This window comes from Spongiactinospora rosea (genome assembly GCF_003315795.1).
GTDB lineage: Bacteria > Actinomycetota > Actinomycetes > Streptosporangiales > Streptosporangiaceae > Spongiactinospora > Spongiactinospora rosea.
Window position 1 is genome coordinate 1,004,706 of the sequence record NZ_QMEY01000001.1, and the last position, 22,621, is coordinate 1,027,326.

Below are 22,621 nucleotides of genomic sequence, written 5' to 3' on the forward strand. Positions count from 1 at the left end.
AAGCCGGACAGCGCTATTTGTCCGGCTTTCTCGGGATATCATCTGAACAACTATTCAAGCATTCTTCGGCGAATAGTGTGCTGACCTGTGGTTTCCGGTTCGTGCTCGGTCACTGGGGGCGGTGGGGGAGTGATGTCGATCCGCTCCGGCTCAGGTACCGCGCTCCACCTGGTGGGCCGCAGATCCACGCAGCCCGGCGTCGCGGAGTGCGTTCGTGAGCCCTCGTCCCGCGTACCGGAGGCATGAAAGGGCCCACGTGAGAACGGGCGAGCGAACTCACGTGGGCGTTGTTCGGCTTACTGACGGGTGGTCAGGTGCCGGTGATGGACGGTTCCCGCTCTTCGTGGCGGCGCTGGTGGCGGTGTTCGTGGGTGAAGTCGTGCGTACCGCCCGACTCCTCGCAGTGCGTTTCCTCGACGCGCAGCGCGACCCCCATGGCGACGAATGTGGGCGCCCACTCCCCGATGAAGATTCCCCAGCGGTCCGCCCGGTCCAGACCGGCTCCCTCCAGTTGCCGGGACGTGAGCCACGTGGCGAACGACAGGCCGACCGAGATGATCCCGGCCGTGTACATGGCACCTGAACGGACGCCCATCTTGTGGAGTGTTCGGATCATGTTCCCCCCCGATCCTGCGTCCCGCCCACCTGCCCCACCTGCGAGGATGAAACTACTGACGGCGGGCGACGCGGAGTTCGGTGAGGTACCGCTTGACCACGCGCCCGCCGTACCGCGCGTCGGCGAGCGCGGCCACGCAGTTCAGCAGGCCCGCGCGGGCGGTGGGCGGCAGCGCGCGGTGGCCGGAGTAGGTGCGCAGCAGGTCGATGTACTGCTCGGTCGAGTAGGCCAGCTCCCACTCGTACCTGATGAACTCCGGAGGGCCGAAGCCCTCCGCAGACTCGATTTCGTCCCGGTCATAGGGGATCTCGGCGGCGGGCGACAGGCGCAGTCCGGGCGGCGTCGCCGGGTCGAACCGCTCGTAGCACGCCTGCACCTCGTGGAAGAAGCCGACGGTGCCGCCCTTGACATGGTGGGTGGCGACCGTGGCCAGCACCCCGCCGGGGCGCAGCGCCTTGGCGGACTTCGCGATCCGCACATCGGGATCGATCCAGTGGAAGGCCGTCGCCGACACCACGGCGTCGAACGGGCGGCGGGGCAGCGGCCAGTCCTCGAACGCCGCCGTCACCACCTCGGCCCGCGGGTACGGGCGCAGGTTGCGGCGGGCGCGCTCGGCCATCGCGGCGCCCAGTTCGACGGCCACGACCTCCCAGCCGCGCCGGACCATCGGGACGGTGGCCTGCCCGGTCCCCGGCCCGATCTCCAAGACCAGGGAGCCGGTACCGAGGTCCGCCGCGCCCGCCAGGTCGTCGAACATCTCCTCGGGGTAGCCCGGACGGACCCGGTCGTAGAGCGCGGGGTCCTCGGTAAAGGTCGCGCGCAGCCTCTCGCGCTCGTCGTCGGCCATGAGCCGGGAGCCTAGCGGCGGTGGACCCGTGTGGATGATCTACGGGCCCGGGGGCGGAGCCTGGGACGAGGTCACGGGGGTGGACGGGCGTCCGGTGTACGGGGGGAGTTCGCTGCCGTCCTGGCCGGGGGAGCGTACGGAACTGATCACGAGCGCGGTGCACCCGAATAACACCAGTAGCGGTACGCCGACCACGACCAGCCAGAACCGCAGCCCGCGCAGCGCCTTGCGCGGCCGCCGCGGCGGCCCGCCGTACCCCGGCCGCCCCCCGCCAGGACCGCCGGGCCCTACGGGCCCGCGAGCGCCCCCCGGCCCCTGGGGACCGGCCCCACCCGAACCTACGGGCTTAGGAGGGCGGACAGGCCCTCCGGGTCCGCCAGGAGCGGCGGGACCGGCGGAAGGGGTCGGACCCCGGCCGCCGGGGCCATAGGGACCTCCTGGACCGCCGGCGCCACCCGGACCGCCGGGCCCTCCAGTGCCGCCTGTGCCGCGCCGCCCCCCGCCTTCTCCGCTCGTCGGCCCGCTGGGGCGTTGAGGGGGATAGGGCGGGTGGGGAGGGTGGCCGGGGTCGGGGGAGTGCGGGGGTGGGGGCGGCTGGGTCATATGTGCTCCTGTCGGGATGTACTGCCTCTAGGACGTCTTGTTGATCAATCGCGTTCACCCGGCCGGACGGCCATGAGCGACCGCCGCCATTACCATGAAAGCGCGCTGAGCGGTGGCGAGCGCCGTTATACTTGGCATCGAGCCCGGAATAGGTGACGCCGCGCCGCACGGTTCGGAGTCGTCCGGGGACCATGGTCAACACGGTGGTCGCTTGGCGCCACGGCCCGTGTGACCGGCCGTTTTGACGTGCTACACGGGCCTGGGTAGGCTATGCGTTCGTGCCCATGGCTACATGGGCTCTCATGCATGCGCTCGGCAAGGCTCCTGTTTCCCGGGAGCGCGGAGCCAGGCATGGTCTCTCCCCACAGTCCGGCCTATGGCCGTGCGTGTTGCCCGCGAAAGTGCGCGACACGCCCGAGCGCGGGGGGCGGCGAAGCAAGTGAAGCAGCAGGTCAAGACACCGGCAGGGCCTGCGGATGCAGCAATGCATTAACCGAAACACCGGCCAGATTGCACGAACGGAGACGCGGTGCCCACGATTCAGCAGTTGGTCCGCAAGGGCCGCCAGGACAAGGTCAGTAAGACCAAGACCCCGGCCCTGAAGGGAAGCCCGCAGCGGCGGGGCGTTTGCACGCGCGTTTATACGACCACTCCCAAGAAGCCCAACTCCGCCCTGCGGAAGGTGGCTCGTGTCCGGCTCACCAACGGCATCGAGGTGACCGCGTACATCCCGGGTGTCGGCCACAACCTCCAGGAGCACTCGATCGTGCTCGTGCGCGGTGGCCGTGTGAAGGACCTGCCGGGTGTTCGCTACAAGATCATCCGCGGCTCGCTGGACACCCAGGGTGTCCGCAACCGCAAGCAGGGCCGCAGCCACTACGGCGCCAAGAGGGAGAAGGGCTGAGATGCCGCGTAAGGGTCCCGCAGGTCGCCGCCAGCTCATGGCCGACCCGGTCTACAGCTCCCCGCTGGTGACCGCTCTCATCAACAAGGTGTTGCTGAGCGGCAAGCGCTCGCTCGCCCAGAGCATCGTCTACAACGCCCTTGAGGGCTGCCGGGAGAAGACCGGCAACGACCCCGTGGTCACCCTCAAGCGGGCGCTCGACAACGTCAAGCCCACCCTTGAGGTGCGCAGCCGCCGGGTCGGTGGCGCCACCTACCAGGTGCCGGTGGAGGTGCGGGCCGCGCGCAGCACCACGCTGGCGCTGCGCTGGCTGGTGCAGTACTCCCGCGCCCGCCGCGAGAAGACCATGACCGAGCGGCTGATGAACGAGCTGCTCGACGCGAGCAACGGCCTCGGCGCCAGTGTCAAGCGGCGCGAGGACACGCACAAGATGGCCGAGTCCAACAAGGCCTTCGCTCACTACCGCTGGTAGTGCCCACAGGCCGGGCCCGAGTGTCACCCACTTGAGCCCGGCCCTACGAGACGAGACGACGAGGACGCGAGAGAAGTGGCCGCAACGACCGCTCTTGACCTGGCCAAGGTCCGCAATATTGGGATCATTGCCCATATTGACGCGGGCAAGACCACGACGACCGAGCGCATCCTGTTCTACACCGGCATCAACTACAAGATCGGTGAGGTCCACGATGGCGCCGCCACGATGGACTGGATGGAGCAGGAGCAGGAGCGCGGCATCACGATCACGTCTGCCGCGACGACCTGCGAGTGGGCCGGTCACACCATCAACATCATCGACACTCCGGGGCACGTCGACTTCACCATCGAGGTCGAGCGCAACCTGCGGGTGCTCGACGGCGCCGTCGCGGTGTTCGACGGGGTCGCGGGCGTTGAGCCGCAGTCGGAGACGGTCTGGCGGCAGGCCGACCGCTACAACGTTCCGCGCATCTGTTTCGTGAACAAGATGGACCGCGTCGGTGCGGAGTTCCACCGCTGCGTCGACATGATGGTCAGCCGCCTGGGTGCGATCCCGGCCGTCGTCCAGCTCCCCTGGGGCGTCGAGGCCGGCTTCCGCGGCGTCATCGACCTGGTCCGGATGAAGGGCCTGCTCTGGAGCGAAGAGGCGGCCAAGGGCGAGATGTACGACGTCGTCGACATCCCGGCCGACCACGCCGACGCCGCCCGCGAGTGGCGCGACAAGCTGGTCGAGACCATCGCCGAGAACGACGACGAGCTGATGGAGATGTACCTCGAGGCCGTCGAGCCGACCGAGGAGCAGCTGGTCGCCGCCATCCGCAGGGCCACCCTGTCGGGCAGCGTCAACCCGGTCCTCACCGGCACCGCCTTCAAGAACAAGGGCGTGCAGCCGCTCCTCGACGCCATCGTCGCCTACCTCCCCGCCCCGACCGACATCCCGGCCTTCAAGGGCCACGCGGTCGGCAACGAGGAGGAGATCGTCGAGCGGCACGCCGACCCCAAGGAGCCGTTCGCGGCGCTGGCCTTCAAGATCATGAGCGACCCCCACCTGGGCAAGCTCACCTACCTGCGGATCTACTCCGGCTCGCTGGAGGCCGGCTCGCAGGTGATCAACTCCGGCAAGGGCCGCAAAGAGCGGATCGGCAAGATCTACCAGATGCACGCCAACAAGCGTGAGGAGCGGCCGTCCGCGACCGCCGGTGCGATCGTCGCCGTCATGGGCCTGAAGGACACCACCACGGGCGACACGCTGTGCGACCCGTCCGACCAGGTGGTCCTGGAGTCGATGACGTTCCCGGCCCCGGTCATCAACGTGGCCATCGAGCCCAAGACCAAGGGCGACCAAGAGAAGCTCAGCACCGCCATCCAGCGGCTGGCCGAGGAGGACCCCTCCTTCCAGGTCCGCAGGGACGAGGAGACCGGTCAGACGGTCATCTGGGGCATGGGCGAGCTGCACCTGGAGATCCTGGTCGACCGGATGCGCCGTGAGTTCAGGGTCGAGGCCAACGTCGGCCGTCCGCAGGTCGCCTACCGCGAGACCATCCGCCGCAAGGTGGAGAAGGTCGAGTACACCCACAAGAAGCAGACCGGTGGTTCCGGCCAGTTCGCGCGGGTGATCATCGACCTGGAGCCGCTGGGCGAGGGCAACGACGGCTACGAGTTCCAGAACAAGGTCACCGGTGGCCGCGTCCCGCGGGAGTACATCCCGTCGGTCGACGCGGGCGCGCAGGAGGCCGCCGAGTTCGGTGTCCTTGCCGGCTACCCGATGGTGGGCGTCAAGGTGACGCTCCAGGACGGTGCTGCGCACGACGTCGACTCCTCGGAAATGGCGTTCAAGATCGCCGGATCGATGGCGTTCAAGGAGGCCGCTCGCAAGGCGAGCGCGGTGCTCCTCGAACCGCTGATGTCCGTCGAGGTGACGACGCCCGAAGACTACATGGGTGATGTCATCGGCGACCTCAACGGCCGCCGCGGGCAGATCCAGGCCATGGACGACCGGGCCGGAGCCAAGGTCATCCAGGCCCTCGTCCCGCTGTCGGAGATGTTCGGTTACGTGGGCGACCTGCGCAGCAGGACCCAGGGCCGGGCGGTCTACAGCATGCAGTTCGACTCCTACGCGGAAGTGCCTCCGGGCATCGCACAGGAGATCGTCGCGAAGGCTCGGGGCGAGTAGTACTCCCCCTAGCCTGAGTGAGAAGACGAAAGTCAAGTCAGAATCTCTAAGGAGACAGAGCAGTGGCCAAGGCCAAGTTCGAGCGGACCAAGCCGCACATGAACATCGGCACCATTGGGCACATCGACCACGGCAAGACCACTCTGACCGCGGCGATCACCAAGGTGCTCCACGAGCGCTTCCCTGAGCTCAACAAGGCGACCCCGTTCGACAAGATCGACAAGGCGCCGGAGGAGAAGGCGCGCGGCATCACCATCTCCATCGCGCACGTCGAGTACCAGACGGAGAAGCGGCACTACGCGCACGTCGACTGTCCTGGACACGCCGACTACGTGAAGAACATGATCACCGGTGCTGCCCAGATGGACGGCGCGATCCTCGTGGTCGCCGCCACCGACGGCCCGATGCCGCAGACCAAGGAGCACGTGCTCCTGGCCCGCCAGGTCGGCGTGCCGTACATCGTTGTCGCCCTGAACAAGGCCGACATGGTGGACGACGAGGAGATCCTGGAGCTCGTCGAGCTGGAGGTCCGCGAGCTGCTGACCGCCCAGGAGTTCCCCGGCGACGACCTGCCCGTGGTCCGCGTCTCCGCGCTGAAGGCGCTGGAGGGCGACGCCAAGTGGGCCGACTCCATCATCGAGCTGATGGACGCCGTGGACGAGAGCGTGCCGGAGCCGCCGCGCGCCATCGACCGCCCGTTCCTGATGCCGATCGAGGACGTCTTCTCGATCACCGGTCGCGGCACCGTCGTCACCGGCCGGATCGAGCGTGGTGTCGTCAAGGTCAACGAGACCGTCGACATCATCGGCATCCAGGAGGAGAAGACCACCACGACCGTCACCAGCATCGAGATGTTCAACAAGATGCTGGACGAGGGTCACGCGGGCGACAACGCGGCGCTCCTGCTCCGCGGTATCAAGCGCGACCAGGTCGAGCGCGGCCAGTGTGTCATCAAGCCGGGCACCACGACCCCGCACACCGAGTTCACCGCCCAGGTCTACATCCTGGCGAAGGACGAGGGCGGGCGGCACACGCCGTTCTTCAACAACTACCGTCCGCAGTTCTACTTCCGGACGACCGACGTGACCGGCGTGGTGCAGCTTCCCGAGGGCACCGAGATGGTCATGCCCGGTGACAACACCGAGATGACCGTCCAGCTCATCCAGCCGATCGCGATGGAGGACGGCCTCAAGTTCGCGATCCGCGAGGGTGGCCGGACCGTCGGCGCCGGCAACGTCATCAAGATCATCAAGTAGCACGACCGCGGGGCGGCGGTCGGCCCCCGGATCCCGGGGACCGGCCGCCGAACCACGAGGGGGCCCGCCACATCGGCGGGCGTCCCTCGGCACGCGGGCCCATGGCCCGTGATCTCGCAGTGGTTTCGACTCGATCGAAACACCTGCAAGATCACGGATGGGGCCGGCGGGCCACCGAAGGCGGCGCACCGCCGCACGATGCTTTTACAGGACGACAGCGAAGGACACCGAGGCCACTATGGCGGGACAGAAGATCCGCATCCGGCTCAAGGCCTATGACCACGAGGTCATTGACAGCTCGGCCAAGAAGATCGTCGAGACGGTGACACGGACCGGCGCGAAGGTCGCGGGCCCGGTGCCGCTGCCGACCGAGAAGAACGTGTACTGCGTCATCCGCTCGCCGCACAAGTACAAGGACAGCCGCGAGCACTTTGAGATGCGGACGCACAAGCGGCTGATCGACATCTTCGACCCGACCGCGAAGACCGTCGACGCGCTCATGCGACTGGATCTCCCGTCCGGCGTCGACATCTCGATCAAGTACTGAGGGAACGCACTGACATGGCTAAGCAGATCAAGGGCGTCCTGGGCAAGAAGCTCGGCATGACCCAGGTCTTCGACCAGGACAACCGGATGGTACCGGTGACCGTCGTCGAGGCCGGTCCGTGCGTGGTGACCAGGGTCCGCACCCAGGACAGGGACGGCTACTCCGCCATCCAGCTCGGTTTCGGACAGGTCGACCCGCGCAAGGTCAACAAGCCGCTGGGTGACTACCTGCGCAAGCACGACATCACCCCGCGCCGCTACTTCACCGAGGTCCGCACCGACGACGCCGAGCAGTACACCATCGGCCAGGAGCTCCTCGCCGACACCTTCGAGGCCGGCCAGTACGTCGACGTGACCGGCAAGAGCAAGGGCAAGGGCTTCGCCGGCGTCATGAAGCGGCACGGCTTCGGCGGCCTCGGCGCCTCGCACGGCACCCAGCGCAAGCACCGCTCGCCCGGTTCCATCGGTGGCTGCGCCACCCCGGGCCGGGTCTTCAAGGGCCTGCGCATGGCGGGCCGGATGGGCAACGTCCGGACCACCGTGCAGAGCCTGAAGGTCCACGCCGTGGACGTCGAGAAGAACCTCATCCTGATCAAGGGTGCGATCCCCGGCGCCAACGGCAGCCTGGTCCTGGTCCGCACCGCCGTTAAGAAGGGGGCCGCGAAGTGACTTCCGTCGACGTCCTCGACCGCGCCGGCGCCAAGGTGGGCACGGTCGACCTGCCGGAGGACATCTTCGGCGCCAAGGTCAACGTCCCGCTGATCCACCAGGTGGTCGTGGCCCAGCTCGCCGCCCGGCGGCAGGGCACCCACAAGGCCAAGAGCCGCGGCGAGGTCCGTGGCGGCGGCAAGAAGCCGTACCGCCAGAAGGGCACCGGCCGGGCCCGCCAGGGCTCGACCCGCGCGCCGCAGTTCGCCGGCGGCGGTGTCGTGCACGGCCCCGTGCCGCGCGACTACTCGCAGCGCACCCCCAAGAAGATGAAGGCGGCCGCGCTGCGCGGCGCCCTGTCCGACCGCGCCTCCCACGGCCGCGTGCACGTGGTGAGCGGCCTGGTGGACGGCGAGACGCCGAAGACCAAGTCGGCGCTCACCGCGCTGCGCAAGGTCTCGCAGGCGGGCAAGCTCCTGGTCGTCGTCGAGGAGACCGACGAGCTGACCTGGCTGAGCCTGCGCAACGTGCCCGAGGTCCACCTGCTGGACGCCGGGCAGCTCAACACCTACGACGTGCTCGTCAACGACGACGTGGTCTTCACCCAGGGGGCGTACGACCAGGTCGTGGCACGGCTGAGCCAGAGCGGGCAGGAGGACGCCTGATGGACAAGGTCGACGACCCGCGCGACATCATCATCCAGCCGATCGTCTCTGAGAAGAGCTACGGCCTGATCGATGAGTTCAACAAGTACACGTTCCTGGTGAAGAAGACGGCGAACAAGACCCAGATCAAGATCGCGGTCGAGCAGATCTTCGGCGTCAAGGTCACCGGCGTGAACACCATCAACCGGCAGGGTAAGCGCAAGCGGACCCCGCAGACCAAGCGCAACCAGACGCAGCGCTACGGCAAGCGCCCCGACACCAAGAGGGCGATCGTGAGCCTGGCGGGCGACGACCGGATCGACATCTTCGGTCAGGTCGGCTGAGCGCCGCCGCGAACCCGCCATAGCCAGCACCGACAAAGGATGAACGAAAGAGATGGGCATCCGTAAGTACAAGCCGACGACTCCGGGTCGGCGCGGCGCGAGTGTCTCGGACTTCTCCGAGATCACGCGCAGCACCCCCGAGAAGTCGCTGCTTGCCCCCTTGCACAACAAGGGCGGTCGTAACGTCCACGGCAGAGTGACCGCGCGCCACCAGGGCGGCGGGCACAAGCGCGCCTACCGGATCATCGACTTCCGGCGCAACGACAAGGACGGCGTGCCGGCCAAGGTCGCGCACATCGAGTACGACCCGAACCGCACCTCGCGCATCGCGCTGCTGCACTACGCCGACGGTGAGAAGCGCTACATCATCGCGCCGGCCGGCCTCAAGCAGGGCGACCGGATCGAGAACGGCCCCACGGCCGACATCAAGCCGGGCAACTGCCTGCCGCTGCGCAACATCCCGACCGGTACCTTCATCCACGCGGTGGAGCTGAAGCCGGGTGGTGGGGCCAAGCTCGGCCGTTCCGCCGGCGTGCAGATCCAGCTCCTGGCCAAGGAGGGGCAGTACGCCACGCTGCGTATGCCGTCCGGTGAAATGCGCATGGTCGACGTCCGCTGCCGGGCCTCGGTGGGCCAGGTCGGCAACGCCGAGCAGGGCAACATCAACCTCGGCAAGGCCGGGCGCGCCCGCTGGAAGGGCAAGCGCCCCTCGGTCCGTGGTGTGGCCATGAACCCGGTCGACCACCCGCACGGCGGTGGTGAGGGCAAGACCTCGGGTGGTCGCCACCCGGTCAACCCCAAGGGCAAGCCGGAGGGCCGTACCCGCCAGGCCAACAAGGCCAGCGACCGGCTGATCATCCGTCGTCGGAGCAAGCGGAAGAAGCGGTAGGAGCAACCAAGATGCCACGTAGCCTTAAGAAGGGCCCCTTCGTGGACGACCACCTGCAGAAGAAGGTGGACGCCCAGAACGAGAAGGGGACCAAGAACGTCATCAAGACGTGGTCGCGTCGCTCCATGATCGTTCCCGACATGCTGGGCCACACGATCGCCGTGCACGACGGCCGCAAGCACGTCCCGGTGTTCGTCACCGAGGCGATGATCGGTCACAAGCTGGGTGAGTTCGCTCCGACGCGGACGTTCCGCAGCCACGTCAAGGAAGACCGGCGTAGCCGGCGGTAAGCGCCTTTCAGAAACGAGGAGTAAGCGATGGAAGCCAGGGCTCAGGCGCGGTTCGTCCGTGTCACGCCCCAGAAGGCCCGCCGTGTGGTGGACCTCATTCGCGGGCTGCCCGCTTCGGAGGCGCAGGCCGTACTTCAGTTCGCCCCGCAGGCCGCGAGCGAGCCCGTCTACAAGGTGCTCAGCAGCGCGATGGCGAACGCCGAGCACAACCTCAAGCTCGACCGCGAGACGCTGGTGGTCAGCCGCGCGTACGTGGACGAGGGGCCGACGCTCAAGCGGTTCCGTCCCCGTGCGCAGGGCCGTGCGTACCGGATCAACAAGCGGACGAGCCACATCACCGTGATCGTCGAGCCCAGGCCCGACGGCCAGGGCAAGCCGAAGGGAAGGACCCGCTAGTGGGCCAGAAGGTTAACCCGCACGGGTTCCGCCTCGGCATCACGACCGACTTCAAGAGCCGGTGGTACGCCGACAAGCTGTACAAGTCCTACGTCGCCGAGGACGTGTCGATCCGCCGCATGCTGCAGCGCGGCATGGAGCGGGCCGGCATCTCCAAGGTGGAGATCGAGCGGACCACCGACCGGGTGCAGGTGGACATCCACACCGCCCGGCCGGGCATCGTCATCGGCCGCCGCGGCGCCGAGGCCGACCGCATCCGCGGCGACCTGGAGAAGCTGACCAAGAAGCAGGTCCAGCTCAACATCCTCGAGGTCAAGAACCCCGAGATCGACGCCCAGCTCGTCGCCCAGGGCGTGGCCGAGCAGCTGTCCAGCCGGGTCTCCTTCCGGCGGGCGATGCGCAAGGCCATGCAGTCGGCGATGAAGAGCGGCGCCAAGGGCATCCGGGTGCAGTGCTCGGGCCGTCTCGGCGGCGCGGAGATGTCGCGCTCGGAGTTCTACCGCGAGGGCCGGGTGCCGCTGCACACGCTGCGCGCCGACATCGACTACGGCTTCTACGAGGCCCGCACCACCTTCGGCCGGATCGGCGTGAAGGTGTGGATCTACAAGGGCGAGGCCCCGACCTCCCGCGCCGAGCGCGAGGCCGCTGCCGGCGCCCGCGCCGGGCAGCGCAGGGACCGCTCCGACCGCCCGCAGCGCGGCCGTGGCGGCCGTGGCGGCGGCCGTGAGGGCGGCGGGCCGCGCGGCGGTCGCGGTGGCGGCCAGAAGACCGAATCCAGCGCGCCCGCGGGCGCGCCCGAGTCAGGCCCGGCGGAGCAGCCGGCTGAGGGGAGCTGACCATGCTTGTTCCGCGTAGGGTCAAGCACCGCAAGCAGCACCGACCGGACCGGCACGGCATGGCCAAGGGCGGCACGAAGGTCTCCTTCGGTGAGTACGGCATCCAGGCGCTTGAGCACAGCTACGTGACCAACCGCCAGATCGAGGCCGCTCGTATCGCGATGACCCGGCACATCCGCCGTGGCGGCAAGGTGTGGATCAACATCTTTCCCGACCGGCCGCTGACCAAGAAGCCCGCCGAGACCCGCATGGGTTCCGGTAAGGGCTCGCCGGAGTGGTGGATCGCCAACGTCAAGCCCGGACGCGTGATGTTCGAGCTGTCGGGCGTCGCCGAGCCGGTCGCCAAGGAGGCGCTGCGCCGCGCCATGCACAAGCTGCCGATGAAGTGCCGGTTCGTCAAGCGTGAAGTGGGTGAGGCGTGATGGCACAGGGTGTGACCGCCGCCGAGCTGCGGGATCAGACCAAGGACGAGCTGGTCGCCAAGCTGAAGGAGGCCAAGGAGGAGCTGTTCAACCTCCGCTTCCAGGCCGCGACCGGCCAGTTGGAAAGCCACGGGCGGCTGCGCGCCGTCCGGCGGGAGATCGCCCGTATCTACACCGTGATGCGGGAGCGCGAGCTTGGCATCATCACGGACGTGACGGACGTGAAGGAGCCGAGCGATGGCTGAGGCCACGGGAAGCGACGCCGTGCAGGACACGACGCGCGTGAGGAACTACCGGAAGACCCGCGAGGGCGTGGTCGTCAGCGACAAGATGGACAAGACCGTCGTCGTCGCCGTCGAGGACCGCGTCAAGCACGCCCTTTACGGCAAGGTCATCCGGCGCACCAGCAAGTACAAGGCGCACGACGAGGCCAACGAGTGCGGCGTCGGCGACCGGGTCCTGCTCATGGAGACCCGGCCGCTGTCGGCCACCAAGCGCTGGCGCGTCGTCGAGGTCCTGGAGAAGGCCAAGTAGCGATACGCGGCTCCGTGGGGTCCGCCCCACGGAGGCGTCCAAGGGCGCGGAGTCATGACGGCTTCGCGCCGCCCGCGGCGGCGGTGGGGCTCCACTGAGGCCGGGGGAACAAGACAACAGCAGGTTCCGCAAGGCTCGCCCGGTGAGGGTGAGAACCGGCGAGACACACAGGAGTAGACGTGATCCAGCAGGAGTCGCGGCTCAAGGTCGCCGACAACACCGGGGCGAAGGAGATCCTTTGCATCCGGGTGCTCGGCGGCTCGGGCCGGCGCTACGCGGGCATAGGCGATGTCATCGTCGCCACGGTGAAGGACGCCCTTCCCGGCGGCGGCGTCAAGAAGGGTGAGGTCGTCCGGGCCGTCGTGGTGCGCACCCGCAAGGAACGGCGCCGCCCGGACGGCTCCTACATCCGCTTCGACGAGAACGCCGCCGTCCTGATCAAGGACAGCGGCGACCCGCGCGGAACGCGCATCTTCGGCCCGGTCGGCCGTGAACTGCGCGACAAGAAGTTCATGCGCATCATTTCGCTCGCCCCGGAGGTGCTGTGATGCCGAAGGCCACCAAGCAGGTGCAGCCCGGCAGGCTGCACGTGAAGAAGGGCGACCTGGTCCAGGTCATCGCGGGCGACGACAAGGGCGCCAAGGGCCGGGTGATCGCCGCCTACCCGCGCAGGCAGCGCGTGGTGGTCGAGGGCGTGAACCTGGTCAAGAAGCACTCCAAGGAGACCCACCAGGGGCCGCGCGGCGCCAAGACCGGTGGAGTGCAGACCATGGAGGCTCCCATCCACGTGAGCAACGTCAAGAAGCTCAAGGATGAGAAGCCGGCCGACGAGAAGAAGCCCGCGAAGAAGGCTGATGCGGCCGACGAATCGGGTGAGGACTGATGACCGCGACGACCGAAGAGCGCACCATTCCGCGCCTCAAGCAGCGCTACCGCGCGGAGATCGCCGGCAAGCTGCGCGAGCAGTTCGAGATCCAGAACGTCATGCAGGTGCCCGGCCTGGTCAAGATCAAGGTCAACATGGGCGTCGGCGAGGCGGCCCGTGACTCCAAGCTGATCGAGGGCGCGGTCCGCGACCTCGCGGCGATCACCGGCCAGAAGCCCGCGGTGGCTCGCGCCCGCAAGTCCATCGCGCAGTTCAAGCTGCGCGAGGGCATGCCGATCGGCGCGCACGTCACGCTGCGCGGCGACCGGATGTGGGAGTTCCTGGACCGGCTGCTGTCCACCGCGCTGCCGCGTATCCGCGACTTCCGCGGCCTGTCGCCCAAGCAGTTCGACGGTAACGGCAACTACACTTTCGGGCTCACCGAGCAGGTCATGTTCCACGAGGTCGACCAGGACAAGGTCGACCGGCAGCGGGGCATGGACATCACCGTCGTGACCACCGCGACCAACGACGAACAGGGCCGGGCGCTGCTGAAGCTCCTCGGATTCCCCTTCAAGGAAGCATAGGAGAGAGCGGATCATGGCCAAGAAGGCGCTGATCGCCAAGGCGGCGCGGAAGCCGAAGTTCAAGGTGCGGTCCTACACGCGGTGCTCCCGCTGCGGGCGTCCGCGTGCCGTCTACCGCAAGTTCGGCCTGTGCCGGGTGTGCTTCCGTGAGATGGCGCACCGTGGCGAACTGCCGGGCATCACGAAGTCGAGCTGGTAGCCTCCGGGCGCCGGCCGTACGACAACTGGTAACTCATATTCACCGGGCGCCGAACGCGGCGCCCACGACCACGCCGAAGGTCCCTTGGGGAAACCGCGGCGGGGAGGGCCACCGGCCATGACGATGACCGACCCGATCGCAGACATGCTCACTCGTCTGCGTAACGCGAACTCGGCGTACCACGACACCGTGGCCATGCCGTATTCGAAGATCAAGGCGCACATCGCCGAGATCCTCCAGCAGGAGGGCTACATCCAGGCCTGGAACGTCGAAGACGCCAAGGTCGGAAAGAACCTCGTGGTGGAGCTGAAGTTCGGGCCGACCCGAGAGCGGTCCATCGCCGGACTGCGCCGGGTCTCCAAGCCCGGGCTGCGGGTCTATGCAAAGAAGGGCAACCTGCCGCGGGTACTGGGCGGGCTGGGCATCGCGATCATTTCGACGTCCGGCGGGCTCATGACCGACAAGCAGGCCGGCAAGCGTGGTGTGGGCGGGGAAGTCCTCGCCTACGTCTGGTAACGAGGGGAGGAATCACAGCATGTCGAGAATCGGACGGCTGCCCATCCCCGTTCCGGGCGGTGTCGAGGTCAGCATCGACGGCAGGGCCGTCACCGTCAAGGGGCCCAAGGGCACTCTTTCGCACACGGTGGTCGAGCCCATCACGGTGGCCCGTGACGACGACGGCACCCTCACGGTGTCGCGCCCGAACGACGAGAACAAGGTCCGTGCGCTGCACGGCCTCTCGCGGACGCTGATCGCCAACATGGTCGCCGGGGTAACCCAGGGCTACACCAAGGCGCTGGAGATCGTCGGAGTCGGTTACCGCGTCCAGGCCAAGGGCCCGACGCAGCTCGAGTTCGCGCTCGGCTACAGCCACCCGGTGGTCGTCAACGCGCCGGAGGGCATCACCTTCCGCGTCGAGAAGCCGACCCTGCTGCACGTGGACGGCATCGACAAGCAGAAGGTCGGCGAGGTCGCCGCTAACATCCGCAAGTTGCGCAAGCCCGACCCCTACAAGGGCAAGGGTGTGCGTTACCAGGGCGAACAGATCCGCCGCAAGGTCGGAAAGGCTGGTAAGTAGGCATGGCTCCGAAGGTCGCGTTCGGCAAGCACACGGCCGCCCGCGCGGTCTCGCGGGCCCGCCGGCACCGCCGTGTCCGCAAGAAGGTCGTGGGCACCACCGCTCGGCCGCGCATGGTCGTCAACCGCTCGACGAGGCACATGTTCGTCCAGATCATCGACGACAGCCAGCACCACACGCTGGTGAGCGCGTCCACCATGGACGCCGCGCTGCGCGAGCTGGACGGCGACAAGACCGCCAAGGCCAAGAAGGTCGGCGAGATTCTCGCTGCGAAGGCCAAGGCCGCTGGCATCACCGCGGTCGTCCTGGACCGTGGTGGGAACCGCTACGCGGGGCGTATCGCCGCGCTGGCGGACAGCGCCAGGGAAGGCGGGTTGGACTTCTGATGGTCTCCCGTCCCATGAGCAACGAGAAGAGGAACCACTGATGGCTGCAGCTCCGCGTCGCGGTGGCGGCACCGGTGGCGAGCGGCGGGACCGTCGTGACGATCGCCGGGGTGGCGCCGCCGACAAGGGCGTCTCGTACATCGAGCGCGTCGTGAAGATCAACCGAGTGGCCAAGGTCGTGAAGGGCGGTCGTCGCTTCAGCTTCACCGCCCTGGTCGTCGTCGGTGACGGCAACGGCATGGTCGGCGTCGGGTACGGCAAGGCCAAGGAGGTGCCCGCGGCCATCGCCAAGGGCGTCGAGGAGGCCAAGAAGCACTTCTTCAAGGTGCCGCGCATCCAGGGCACCATCCCGCACACCGTGCAGGGCGAGGACGCCGCAGGCGTCGTCCTGCTGCGCCCGGCCTCGGCCGGTACCGGTGTCATCGCGGGTGGTCCGGTGCGCGCCGTCCTTGAGTGCGCCGGCATCCACGACGTGCTGTCCAAGTCGCTCGGCTCGGACAACCCGATCAACATCGTGCACGCCACCGTGGCGGCGCTCAAGGGGCTGTCCCGCCCCGAGGAGATCGCCGCCCGCCGTGGCCTGCCGATCGAGGACGTCGTGCCCAAGGCCATGCTGAAGGCCCGCGCCGAGGGCATGGCCGAGGCGGCGGCGGCCGCGAAGGCGGTGAGCTGACGATGGCGCGCCTGAAGATAAAGCAGGTCAAGTCGAAGATCGGTAACAGGCAGAACCAGCGCGACTCGCTGCGCTCGCTCGGCCTGAAGCGGATCGGCGACGTCGTCATCAAGGAGGACCGCCCGCAGATCCGCGGGATGATCGCCGTGGTGACGCACCTCGTCGAGGTGGAAGAGGTCGACTAGTCATGTCAGAGTCCGAGAACACTCATCTGCGCATCCACGACCTGCGGCCCGCCAAGGGCGCCAACCGTCCCAAGGTCCGTAAGGGCCGGGGCGAGGGCTCCAAGGGCAAGACCGCGGGCCGGGGCACGAAGGGCAGCAAGGCGCGCAAGACCATGCCGCTCGGCTTCGAGGGCGGCCAGGTGCCGCTGCAGCGCAGGCTGCCGAAGCTGAAGGGCTTTTCCAACGCGCTGTTCAAGACGACCTATCAGGTCGTCAACCTGGACCGGCTCGGCGAGCTGTTCCCCGAGGGCGGTGAAGTCACCGTCGAGGGTCTGGTGGCGAAGGGCGCGGTCCGCAAGAATCAGCCCGTGAAGGTCCTGGGGACCGGTGAGATCTCCGTCGCGGTGAATGTTTCCGCACACGCGTTCTCCGCGAGCGCCAAGGAGAAGATCGCCGCTGCCGGGGGCTCGACGACCGAGCTGTGACGTACGCGCGAGGCGCGGAGGTTCGTTATGGGCCTCCGCGCCCCTAGTGCGTTAGAGTTCGCTGGGCGGCGGGGAGTTTCCGCCGAGGAATTTCCTGTGGGATTTTCCTCGGGGGGCCCTCGCCTCTGACAATCTCTATGACAGACACTCCATGGACCACCATGGATCACCCCCGCACCATCGCTGACCGAACCCGCCGTAAAGGCGCGCAGGAGGGACCGTGCTGACCGCGATTACCCGGGCGTTCCGTACACCGGACCTGCGCAAGAAGTTGCTCTTTACCCTGGGCATCATCGCGCTGTTCCGGCTTGGCTCGGTGCTTCCGACCCCCGGCGTACACGCCGAGAATGTCCGCCGATGCCTGGAACAGGCGCAGGCGGGCGACGCAGGAAACATCTATGGCATGGTGCAGTTGTTCAGTGGCGGCGCGCTGCTGAAACTGTCCGTGTTCGCGCTGGGCATCATGCCGTATATCACCGCGAGCATCATCCTGCAGCTCCTCGTCGTGGTGATCCCGCGCCTCGAAGCCCTCAAGAAGGAGGGCCAGGCGGGCACCTCCAAGATCACACAGTACACGCGCTACCTGACCATCGGTCTCGCGGTACTGCAGTCCACCGCTTTCGTGGCGCTCGCCCGCAGCGGCCAGCTCTTCCAGGGCTGTAGCGACCCGGTGCTGCTCAACGACGACGTGTTCACCGTGGTGACGATGGTCATCACGATGACGGCCGGTACCGCCGTGATCATGTGGCTGGGCGAGCTGATCACCGACCGCGGCGTCGGCAACGGGATGTCCATCCTGATCTTCACCCAGGTCATCGCGGTCTTCCCGTCCGAGCTGATGAACATCTTCCGCCGCAACGCCTTCACCTTCGGTGTCGTGATGGTGGTCGGCATCTTCATGATCGCCGCGGTGGTCTTCGTGGAGCAGGCGCAGCGGCGCATCCCGGTCCAGTACGCCAAGCGCATGGTGGGCCGCAGGATGTACGGCGGGACCTCCACCTACATCCCGCTGAAGGTGAACCAGGCGGGCATCATCCCGGTCATCTTCGCCTCCTCGCTGCTGTACCTCCCGCAGCTCGTCACCACGCTGTTCGCCACCCAGACGCAGCAGAACGTCGTCATCCAGTGGATCTCGCAGCACCTGGTCACCGGTGACACACCGGTCTACATGGCCACGTTCTTCGTGCTGATCATCTTCTTCACTTACTTCTACGTGTCCATTACCTTCAACCCCCCTGAAGTCGCGGACAACATGAAGAAGTACGGTGGGTTCATCCCGGGCATCCGGCCGGGCCGGCCGACGGCTGAGTACCTCAACTATGTGCTCACTCGTCTCACCGCACCCGGTGCGCTCTATCTGGGCCTGATCTCGATGGTCCCGATCGTCGCGCTCGCGGTTGCCGGGGCCAGCCAGAACTTCCCGTTCGGAGGGACGAGCATCCTGATCATGGTCGGCGTTGGGCTTGACACCGTGAAGCAGATCGAGAGCCAGCTACAGCAGCGTAACTACGAGGGCTTCCTGAAGTAGTGCGCCTCGTCCTGGTAGGGCCCCCCGGAGCGGGTAAGGGGACGCAGGCCCAGTTCATCGCATCCAACCTGTCCATCCCGAAGATCTCGACAGGTGACATCTTCCGTGCCAACGTTTCCGGCGGCACGGAGCTTGGCAAGCTCGCCAAGACATACATGGACCGCGGTGACCTCGTCCCCGACGAGGTCACCATCGCGATGGTGCGCGACCGGCTCTCCGAGGACGACGCGCAGGACGGTTTCCTGCTCGACGGCTTCCCTCGGAACGTCCCACAGGCAGAGATCCTCAAGAAGATGCTCGCCGAGTGGAACACCGGTCTCGACATCGTCCTGGAGCTCGTCGTCGATGACGACGAGGTGGTCCGCAGGCTCGCCGGCCGGCGCACCTGCAGCCAGTGCGGCCGCATCTGGCACGTCGAGTTCGACGACAAGCAGGACGACGATTGCGATGCCTGTGGCGGGCGGCTCTTCCAGCGGGACGACGACCGTGAGGAGACCATCCGGCACCGGCTGGAGGTCTATCAGGAGCAGACCGCGCCGCTGATCGCCTTCTACGCCGACGAGCGCATCCTCGCCGGGGTGGACGCGACCGGGCCGGTCGAGGAGATCACCCAGCGCGCGATGGAGCACCTACGTCCCTTCATCGACTAGCCCATGGATCATTGTGGTTCACCGACCCGTCCGGATGACGGGCACGCCACTCACCGGCGCCGCCGTGAGTGGCGTGTTGGCGTTTAGGGCACAATCGGGGGGAATTGGGGACTCCTGGTGTCCGTTCTCCCGGGGAGCCGCCGCCCTACCGCCCTCATGACAGCCCCAGGAGGTGTCGCAGTGTTCAGGAAGAACCGGCATGGGATCCAGGTCAAGTCACCCGAGCAACTGGAGAAGATGCGAGCGGTCGGCCTGGTCGTCGGCCGGACCCTCCAGCTCCTGCGCGAGTCCGTACGGCCGGGGATGACCCCGATCGACCTCGACGCCATCGCCGAGAAGGCGATCAGGGAGGCCGGCGCGATCCCGTCCTTCAAGGGCTACCAGGGGTTCCCGGCGACGATCTGCGCGTCCGTCAACGACGAGGTGGTGCACGGCATCCCCACCGACGCCCACGTACTGCGCGAGGGCGACATCATCTCCATCGACTGCGGCGCGATCCTGGACGGCTGGCACGGCGACTCCGCGATCACCATCCCCATCGGCGAGGTGGCCCCCGAGCTGACCGAGCTGATGCGGGTGACGGAGGAGGCCATGTGGCGCGGCATAGCCGCGCTGACGGTCGGTCGGCACCTCTCGGACATCGGCTGGGAGATCGAGCGCTACGTGCGCTCTCAGGGCCGTTACGGCATACCTCAGGAGTACGGCGGGCACGGCATCGGCACCGAGATGCACATGGACCCGTGGGTGGCCAACCACGGCAGGCCGGGCAGGGGCCCGAAGTTCGAGGCGGGCATGTGCCTGGCCATCGAGCCGATGGTCAACATGGGCACCGACCGCACCCGCGTGCTCGCCGACGACTGGACCGTGGTCACCATGGACGGAAAGCCCTCCGCGCACTTCGAGCACAGCGTCGCGGTGACACATAATGGGCCTTGGGTGCTTACCTCCCTGGACGGTGGCAAAGAGCGCCTGAGCGGACTTCTCACCTCGGGAGTGGATGAAGATGGCGTCAAGCCCGGAGATGAGGGCATCCGACTCTGACCGCGACCGCATCGCCGGGATGCTGCGCGAGCACTACGCGCAGGGGCGGCTGAGCGTCGAGGAGTTCGACGAGCGGCTGGAGCGGCTGTACGCGAGCAAGACGTACGGGGAGCTGCAGGTCATCACCGCCGACCTGCCCGACATCGACATGCGCTCCTACACCGCCGGGCGCGAGCTGGAGAAGCAGGCCAAGCAGGCCGACAAGAAGGCCCAGAAGGAGAAGGACAGCCTGCGCGGGGCCTGGGCGGGGTGGGCGGCGGTCAGCGGCGTCAACTGGGTCATCTGGTTCATCATCAGCCTCACCGGGGAAGGCGGCGTCTATCCGTGGCCGCTGTGGATCATGGGGCCGTGGGGTGTGATCCTGCTCGTCAACACGGTGTTCGGGCAGGAGCGGCGGAAGCGCCTGGAAGGGTAATAATGCGCGCTCGGCCGCGAATGTGAATTCCTACCCGGAACGCGGCCGGAAAGCTTCCTAACGTGAGTGTCGCCCGGAAGGTGAAGGGCTCTCGGACACTCACAGGAGGAAGAACGATGCGTAAGGCGCGCTATCTTCTCGCCGGCGCGGCGCTGGCGGGGTCGCTCTCGGTTCTCACGGCCGGCATTGCCGCCGCTCCGGCCCACGCCGCTACGGGATGGGCGAAGCACCACTTTGGACCGTACTTCTCGCAGGGGCAGGAGAGCTTCCAGCGGGAGTCGTACTTCAAGGGGTACTGGTACAAGGCGGGCGGCAAGTACTACTTCGCGGGTGATCTGGTGGATCGGCACCGCAATGACCGGGACTACAGCTATGTGTGGTTCAAGTGGTACGACCGGTTCGGCAAGTTCCACCAGAACTACTACAAGACGTTCGGGCACAAGCACTTCAACCCGTTCCCGTTCAAGCGGGACTTCGACCTGAGGGTGTGCGAGGGCGACACCCCGACCAGCGGCTGCGGCGGCTGGCACGACGTGTTCTGATCGCGCCGCACGGTGGTCCCAGGGATCCATGGGGGGTTGACCTGGGGGGACACGACATCGAGAGGGCTCACCCGGCTCCCGCCTCCAGCCCGAGCCCTCCATGTCCCACCCACCCCGCCCTCCGATGCCCAGCGCTTCCCACGCCACAAGGGTCTCGCTTCCGCTAGGGCGCCTTCCCGATGCCGGGCTCCGCCCGACGCCGCCCCGCCCCGCGCGGTCGCCGGACGTGCATCGGAACGTCCCCGCCGCCGGATGGGTGGTGGCATAGAACGGTCCAGGGGCCATTGACCGGGGCGGGGGTGGGGATCTAGCCTCTTTTTTAGGAAACTTTCCTAAAAGAAGGTGCGCCCTTCTGTAGCCCCCCAAGCTCCAAGGAGACTCAATATGAGCCTTCGTCGTAAGATCGCCACCGTCGCCGGATCCGCCGCCATCGCACTCGGTGCCGCCGTCCTCGCCCCCTCGCCCGCCATGGCGGCCCCCACCGGCTGCACCGCCTGGCTCTCCAATGGCTATGCCCACAGCAACTGCACTGGAGGTACCGGCCAGCACAGTGTCGCCGTCACGCAGTGGCACCCGTACGCCGGGGTGATCCTGGTGACCGGTCCCTGGAAGCCCGCCGGTGAGATCTCCTCGGTCCGGCTTCCTCCGTACGAGATCAGGCGGGTCTTCACCAACGTGCAGGGCTGATCCGGCGGAATGACGGACTTGGTGGGCGCCGGCACGGGCGTGGCCCGGCCGATCGGGGGGCCCACCAAGTCATCTGCGGGGCCTTGTGCGCGTCGGAATGTCGGACCCCTCTGCCAGGATCGCGCGGGACGCGAACTGACAGGGAGAGACAGATGACCGACGAAGGCCGATCGCGCGCGCGGGCCGTGGAGCCCGAAGACCTCAGTCGTTTCGTCGTGGAGCGATTGAACGCCGGCGATGTGGACGGGCTGGTGGCGCTCTATGAGCCGGACGCGGTGCTCGCGTTGCCCGGCGGTGGGGCGGCCACCGGGAGTTCGGAGATCCGGGCGGCGTATGAGCGGATCGTGGCGGCGCGGCCGGTGTTCACGCCCGGGAAGCAGTTGCCGACCTTGCGCAGCGGTGACCTGGCGATGACCTCGGTGCTGCTGGGCGACGGCGCCGCCACCGTCGAAGTGGCCCGCAGGCAGCCGGACGGCACCTGGCTCTGGGTCCTCGACCAGCCGCGGGTCCCGTAGTAGGGGATCGGTGGGTGGGGGCGGCTTCGTGGTGGTCCAGTGCGGTCCAGTGTGGTGCCGGTGCTATGGACCCGATTCGCAGGACAACGGGGCTACTCAGACGCACACTTTGCCGATGATCACATTTGGCAGGGAAGAGTGCGGGTAATGGATCTTTCGTGAGGGTCCGTGTCCGCCCGCCCGAGTATCGGCGGTGCTGGGGTGGGTGGGCACGGATTCCCGCAACCGGGCACGGATTCCGGCAGGCGGACACGGCTCTCGCGGGTGGGGCGGGGGCGGGCCGTGTTGGGGTATCCTTTGCTGTGGTGGTGTGCTGACACCGGTCCCGCGTGCGTTTCGCGTTTTCCGCGGCGGTGGCGTACACTTCTTTGTCGGTTCACTTAC

34 protein-coding genes are annotated in these 22,621 nt (G+C 67.6%); 32 read left to right on the plus strand and 2 right to left on the minus strand.

Annotated features, from left to right (window positions below; all coding sequences use genetic code 11):
- Positions 1-310 precede the first annotated feature (310 nt).
- Together DP939_RS05245 and DP939_RS05250 are read right to left on the minus strand one after the other, a co-directional pair.
- Positions 311-616: a hypothetical protein gene (locus DP939_RS05245; protein ID WP_225878053.1), complete on the minus strand. Its 306-nt coding sequence runs from the start codon at positions 614-616 to the stop codon at positions 311-313.
- 52 nt (positions 617-668) lie between these two features.
- On the minus strand, positions 669-1,463 hold the full coding sequence (locus DP939_RS05250) for a class I SAM-dependent methyltransferase (protein WP_113979366.1): 795 nt from the start codon (positions 1,461-1,463) through the stop codon (positions 669-671).
- A gap of 1,132 nt (positions 1,464-2,595) precedes the next feature.
- On the opposite strand from DP939_RS05250, the gene rpsL reads away from it, so the two are divergent.
- The 32 genes from rpsL to DP939_RS05415 all read left to right on the plus strand — a co-directional run bounded on the left by rpsL (position 2,596) and on the right by DP939_RS05415 (position 22,237).
- Positions 2,596-2,970 (plus strand): 30S ribosomal protein S12, encoded by a 375-nt coding sequence (gene rpsL, locus DP939_RS05260; RefSeq protein ID WP_111166648.1) that lies wholly within the window; start codon positions 2,596-2,598, stop codon positions 2,968-2,970.
- Position 2,971: 1 nt separating this feature from the next.
- Positions 2,972-3,442, plus strand: coding sequence for a 30S ribosomal protein S7 (rpsG, locus tag DP939_RS05265; protein WP_111166649.1), 471 nt, complete (start codon positions 2,972-2,974; stop codon positions 3,440-3,442).
- A 75-nt stretch (positions 3,443-3,517) separates the two neighbouring features.
- Positions 3,518-5,617: an elongation factor G gene (gene fusA / locus DP939_RS05270; RefSeq protein WP_113979368.1), complete on the plus strand. Its 2,100-nt coding sequence runs from the start codon at positions 3,518-3,520 to the stop codon at positions 5,615-5,617.
- A 62-nt stretch (positions 5,618-5,679) separates the two neighbouring features.
- Complete coding sequence (gene tuf, locus DP939_RS05275) at positions 5,680-6,873, plus strand: elongation factor Tu (protein ID WP_113979369.1); 1,194 nt, start codon at positions 5,680-5,682, stop codon at positions 6,871-6,873.
- Between the two features lie 238 nt (positions 6,874-7,111).
- Positions 7,112-7,420: a 30S ribosomal protein S10 gene (rpsJ, locus tag DP939_RS05280; RefSeq protein WP_111166652.1), complete on the plus strand. Its 309-nt coding sequence runs from the start codon at positions 7,112-7,114 to the stop codon at positions 7,418-7,420.
- Positions 7,421-7,434: 14 nt separating this feature from the next.
- Entirely contained in the window at positions 7,435-8,088 is a 654-nt protein-coding gene (gene rplC / locus DP939_RS05285) for a 50S ribosomal protein L3 (protein ID WP_113979370.1), read from the plus strand.
- A complete protein-coding gene (gene rplD / locus DP939_RS05290) occupies positions 8,085-8,732 on the plus strand; it encodes a 50S ribosomal protein L4 (protein ID WP_113979371.1) in 648 nt (215 codons plus the stop codon). Before rplC ends, rplD begins: the two co-directional genes overlap by 4 nt.
- Positions 8,732-9,055, plus strand: a complete 324-nt coding sequence (gene rplW / locus DP939_RS05295) for a 50S ribosomal protein L23 (protein WP_111166655.1) — start codon at positions 8,732-8,734, stop codon at positions 9,053-9,055. The genes rplD and rplW overlap by 1 nt, the downstream gene beginning before the upstream one ends.
- Positions 9,056-9,107: 52 nt before the next feature.
- On the plus strand, positions 9,108-9,944 hold the full coding sequence (gene rplB, locus DP939_RS05300; RefSeq protein ID WP_113979372.1) for a 50S ribosomal protein L2: 837 nt from the start codon (positions 9,108-9,110) through the stop codon (positions 9,942-9,944).
- 11 nt (positions 9,945-9,955) lie between these two features.
- Positions 9,956-10,234, plus strand: coding sequence for a 30S ribosomal protein S19 (gene rpsS, locus DP939_RS05305; protein WP_113979373.1), 279 nt, complete (start codon positions 9,956-9,958; stop codon positions 10,232-10,234).
- Positions 10,235-10,261: 27 nt separating this feature from the next.
- The gene (rplV, locus tag DP939_RS05310) at positions 10,262-10,630 is read left to right on the plus strand and encodes a 50S ribosomal protein L22 (RefSeq protein WP_113979374.1); all 369 of its coding nucleotides are present in this window, start codon (positions 10,262-10,264) and stop codon (positions 10,628-10,630) included.
- On the plus strand, positions 10,630-11,466 hold the full coding sequence (rpsC, locus tag DP939_RS05315; protein ID WP_113979375.1) for a 30S ribosomal protein S3: 837 nt from the start codon (positions 10,630-10,632) through the stop codon (positions 11,464-11,466). Before rplV ends, rpsC begins: the two co-directional genes overlap by 1 nt.
- A 2-nt stretch (positions 11,467-11,468) precedes the next feature.
- Complete coding sequence (gene rplP, locus DP939_RS05320) at positions 11,469-11,888, plus strand: 50S ribosomal protein L16 (protein WP_113979376.1); 420 nt, start codon at positions 11,469-11,471, stop codon at positions 11,886-11,888.
- The gene (gene rpmC, locus DP939_RS05325; RefSeq protein WP_111166685.1) at positions 11,888-12,133 is read left to right on the plus strand and encodes a 50S ribosomal protein L29; all 246 of its coding nucleotides are present in this window, start codon (positions 11,888-11,890) and stop codon (positions 12,131-12,133) included. The genes rplP and rpmC overlap by 1 nt, the downstream gene beginning before the upstream one ends.
- Positions 12,126-12,422 (plus strand): 30S ribosomal protein S17, encoded by a 297-nt coding sequence (gene rpsQ, locus DP939_RS05330; protein ID WP_113979377.1) that lies wholly within the window; start codon positions 12,126-12,128, stop codon positions 12,420-12,422. Before rpmC ends, rpsQ begins: the two co-directional genes overlap by 8 nt.
- Positions 12,423-12,601: 179 nt before the next feature.
- Complete coding sequence (gene rplN, locus DP939_RS05335; RefSeq protein WP_113979378.1) at positions 12,602-12,970, plus strand: 50S ribosomal protein L14; 369 nt, start codon at positions 12,602-12,604, stop codon at positions 12,968-12,970.
- 35 nt (positions 12,971-13,005) lie between these two features.
- Complete coding sequence (rplX, locus tag DP939_RS05340; protein WP_199536821.1) at positions 13,006-13,305, plus strand: 50S ribosomal protein L24; 300 nt, start codon at positions 13,006-13,008, stop codon at positions 13,303-13,305.
- Complete coding sequence (gene rplE, locus DP939_RS05345; RefSeq protein WP_111166663.1) at positions 13,305-13,874, plus strand: 50S ribosomal protein L5; 570 nt, start codon at positions 13,305-13,307, stop codon at positions 13,872-13,874. Before rplX ends, rplE begins: the two co-directional genes overlap by 1 nt.
- Before the next feature lie 13 nt (positions 13,875-13,887).
- Positions 13,888-14,073 (plus strand): type Z 30S ribosomal protein S14, encoded by a 186-nt coding sequence (locus DP939_RS05350; protein ID WP_113979380.1) that lies wholly within the window; start codon positions 13,888-13,890, stop codon positions 14,071-14,073.
- Between the two features lie 117 nt (positions 14,074-14,190).
- Positions 14,191-14,589 carry a 30S ribosomal protein S8 gene (gene rpsH / locus DP939_RS05355; RefSeq protein WP_111166665.1) on the plus strand — a complete coding sequence of 133 codons (399 nt, stop codon included), beginning with the start codon at positions 14,191-14,193 and terminating at the stop codon, positions 14,587-14,589.
- 19 nt (positions 14,590-14,608) lie between these two features.
- On the plus strand, positions 14,609-15,151 hold the full coding sequence (gene rplF / locus DP939_RS05360; protein ID WP_113979381.1) for a 50S ribosomal protein L6: 543 nt from the start codon (positions 14,609-14,611) through the stop codon (positions 15,149-15,151).
- Positions 15,152-15,153: 2 nt separating this feature from the next.
- Complete coding sequence (rplR, locus tag DP939_RS05365; protein ID WP_113979382.1) at positions 15,154-15,537, plus strand: 50S ribosomal protein L18; 384 nt, start codon at positions 15,154-15,156, stop codon at positions 15,535-15,537.
- A 40-nt stretch (positions 15,538-15,577) separates the two neighbouring features.
- Positions 15,578-16,210 (plus strand): 30S ribosomal protein S5, encoded by a 633-nt coding sequence (gene rpsE / locus DP939_RS05370; RefSeq protein ID WP_111166668.1) that lies wholly within the window; start codon positions 15,578-15,580, stop codon positions 16,208-16,210.
- Positions 16,211-16,212: 2 nt separating this feature from the next.
- Complete coding sequence (gene rpmD / locus DP939_RS05375; protein WP_113979383.1) at positions 16,213-16,395, plus strand: 50S ribosomal protein L30; 183 nt, start codon at positions 16,213-16,215, stop codon at positions 16,393-16,395.
- Positions 16,396-16,397: 2 nt separating this feature from the next.
- Entirely contained in the window at positions 16,398-16,859 is a 462-nt protein-coding gene (gene rplO / locus DP939_RS05380) for a 50S ribosomal protein L15 (protein ID WP_113979384.1), read from the plus strand.
- A 220-nt stretch (positions 16,860-17,079) separates the two neighbouring features.
- Complete coding sequence (gene secY / locus DP939_RS05385; protein ID WP_113979385.1) at positions 17,080-18,387, plus strand: preprotein translocase subunit SecY; 1,308 nt, start codon at positions 17,080-17,082, stop codon at positions 18,385-18,387.
- Positions 18,387-19,037 carry an adenylate kinase gene (locus DP939_RS05390; protein ID WP_113979386.1) on the plus strand — a complete coding sequence of 217 codons (651 nt, stop codon included), beginning with the start codon at positions 18,387-18,389 and terminating at the stop codon, positions 19,035-19,037. The genes secY and DP939_RS05390 overlap by 1 nt, the downstream gene beginning before the upstream one ends.
- A gap of 180 nt (positions 19,038-19,217) precedes the next feature.
- A complete protein-coding gene (gene map / locus DP939_RS05395) occupies positions 19,218-20,078 on the plus strand; it encodes a type I methionyl aminopeptidase (RefSeq protein ID WP_113979387.1) in 861 nt (286 codons plus the stop codon).
- Positions 20,059-20,493: a DUF1707 SHOCT-like domain-containing protein gene (locus DP939_RS05400; protein WP_225878054.1), complete on the plus strand. Its 435-nt coding sequence runs from the start codon at positions 20,059-20,061 to the stop codon at positions 20,491-20,493. The genes map and DP939_RS05400 overlap by 20 nt, the downstream gene beginning before the upstream one ends.
- A 116-nt stretch (positions 20,494-20,609) precedes the next feature.
- Positions 20,610-21,035 (plus strand): hypothetical protein, encoded by a 426-nt coding sequence (locus DP939_RS05405; protein WP_113979389.1) that lies wholly within the window; start codon positions 20,610-20,612, stop codon positions 21,033-21,035.
- A 384-nt stretch (positions 21,036-21,419) separates the two neighbouring features.
- Positions 21,420-21,722 (plus strand): hypothetical protein, encoded by a 303-nt coding sequence (locus tag DP939_RS05410; RefSeq protein WP_113979390.1) that lies wholly within the window; start codon positions 21,420-21,422, stop codon positions 21,720-21,722.
- A gap of 152 nt (positions 21,723-21,874) precedes the next feature.
- A complete protein-coding gene (locus DP939_RS05415) occupies positions 21,875-22,237 on the plus strand; it encodes a YybH family protein (protein WP_113979391.1) in 363 nt (120 codons plus the stop codon).
- Positions 22,238-22,621: the final 384 nt, after the last annotated feature.

What these genes read in the sequence shown, in the direction of transcription:
- DP939_RS05245 (WP_225878053.1), bottom strand. Translation starts at nt 616, where the DNA reads ATGATCCGAACACTCCACAAGATGGGCGTCCGTTCAGGTGCCATGTAC.
- DP939_RS05250 (WP_113979366.1), bottom strand. Translation starts at nt 1,463, where the DNA reads ATGGCCGACGACGAGCGCGAGAGGCTGCGCGCGACCTTTACCGAGGAC.
- rpsG (WP_111166649.1), top strand. Translation starts at nt 2,972, where the DNA reads ATGCCGCGTAAGGGTCCCGCAGGTCGCCGCCAGCTCATGGCCGACCCG.
- rpsJ (WP_111166652.1), top strand. Translation starts at nt 7,112, where the DNA reads ATGGCGGGACAGAAGATCCGCATCCGGCTCAAGGCCTATGACCACGAG.
- rplC (WP_113979370.1), top strand. Translation starts at nt 7,435, where the DNA reads ATGGCTAAGCAGATCAAGGGCGTCCTGGGCAAGAAGCTCGGCATGACC.
- rplW (WP_111166655.1), top strand. Translation starts at nt 8,732, where the DNA reads ATGGACAAGGTCGACGACCCGCGCGACATCATCATCCAGCCGATCGTC.
- rplB (WP_113979372.1), top strand. Translation starts at nt 9,108, where the DNA reads ATGGGCATCCGTAAGTACAAGCCGACGACTCCGGGTCGGCGCGGCGCG.
- rpsS (WP_113979373.1), top strand. Translation starts at nt 9,956, where the DNA reads ATGCCACGTAGCCTTAAGAAGGGCCCCTTCGTGGACGACCACCTGCAG.
- rplV (WP_113979374.1), top strand. Translation starts at nt 10,262, where the DNA reads ATGGAAGCCAGGGCTCAGGCGCGGTTCGTCCGTGTCACGCCCCAGAAG.
- rplP (WP_113979376.1), top strand. Translation starts at nt 11,469, where the DNA reads ATGCTTGTTCCGCGTAGGGTCAAGCACCGCAAGCAGCACCGACCGGAC.
- rpmC (WP_111166685.1), top strand. Translation starts at nt 11,888, where the DNA reads ATGGCACAGGGTGTGACCGCCGCCGAGCTGCGGGATCAGACCAAGGAC.
- rpsQ (WP_113979377.1), top strand. Translation starts at nt 12,126, where the DNA reads ATGGCTGAGGCCACGGGAAGCGACGCCGTGCAGGACACGACGCGCGTG.
- rplE (WP_111166663.1), top strand. Translation starts at nt 13,305, where the DNA reads ATGACCGCGACGACCGAAGAGCGCACCATTCCGCGCCTCAAGCAGCGC.
- DP939_RS05350 (WP_113979380.1), top strand. Translation starts at nt 13,888, where the DNA reads ATGGCCAAGAAGGCGCTGATCGCCAAGGCGGCGCGGAAGCCGAAGTTC.
- rpsH (WP_111166665.1), top strand. Translation starts at nt 14,191, where the DNA reads ATGACGATGACCGACCCGATCGCAGACATGCTCACTCGTCTGCGTAAC.
- rplF (WP_113979381.1), top strand. Translation starts at nt 14,609, where the DNA reads ATGTCGAGAATCGGACGGCTGCCCATCCCCGTTCCGGGCGGTGTCGAG.
- rplR (WP_113979382.1), top strand. Translation starts at nt 15,154, where the DNA reads ATGGCTCCGAAGGTCGCGTTCGGCAAGCACACGGCCGCCCGCGCGGTC.
- rpsE (WP_111166668.1), top strand. Translation starts at nt 15,578, where the DNA reads ATGGCTGCAGCTCCGCGTCGCGGTGGCGGCACCGGTGGCGAGCGGCGG.
- rpmD (WP_113979383.1), top strand. Translation starts at nt 16,213, where the DNA reads ATGGCGCGCCTGAAGATAAAGCAGGTCAAGTCGAAGATCGGTAACAGG.
- rplO (WP_113979384.1), top strand. Translation starts at nt 16,398, where the DNA reads ATGTCAGAGTCCGAGAACACTCATCTGCGCATCCACGACCTGCGGCCC.
- DP939_RS05400 (WP_225878054.1), top strand. Translation starts at nt 20,059, where the DNA reads ATGAGGGCATCCGACTCTGACCGCGACCGCATCGCCGGGATGCTGCGC.
- DP939_RS05405 (WP_113979389.1), top strand. Translation starts at nt 20,610, where the DNA reads ATGCGTAAGGCGCGCTATCTTCTCGCCGGCGCGGCGCTGGCGGGGTCG.
- DP939_RS05410 (WP_113979390.1), top strand. Translation starts at nt 21,420, where the DNA reads ATGAGCCTTCGTCGTAAGATCGCCACCGTCGCCGGATCCGCCGCCATC.
- DP939_RS05415 (WP_113979391.1), top strand. Translation starts at nt 21,875, where the DNA reads ATGACCGACGAAGGCCGATCGCGCGCGCGGGCCGTGGAGCCCGAAGAC.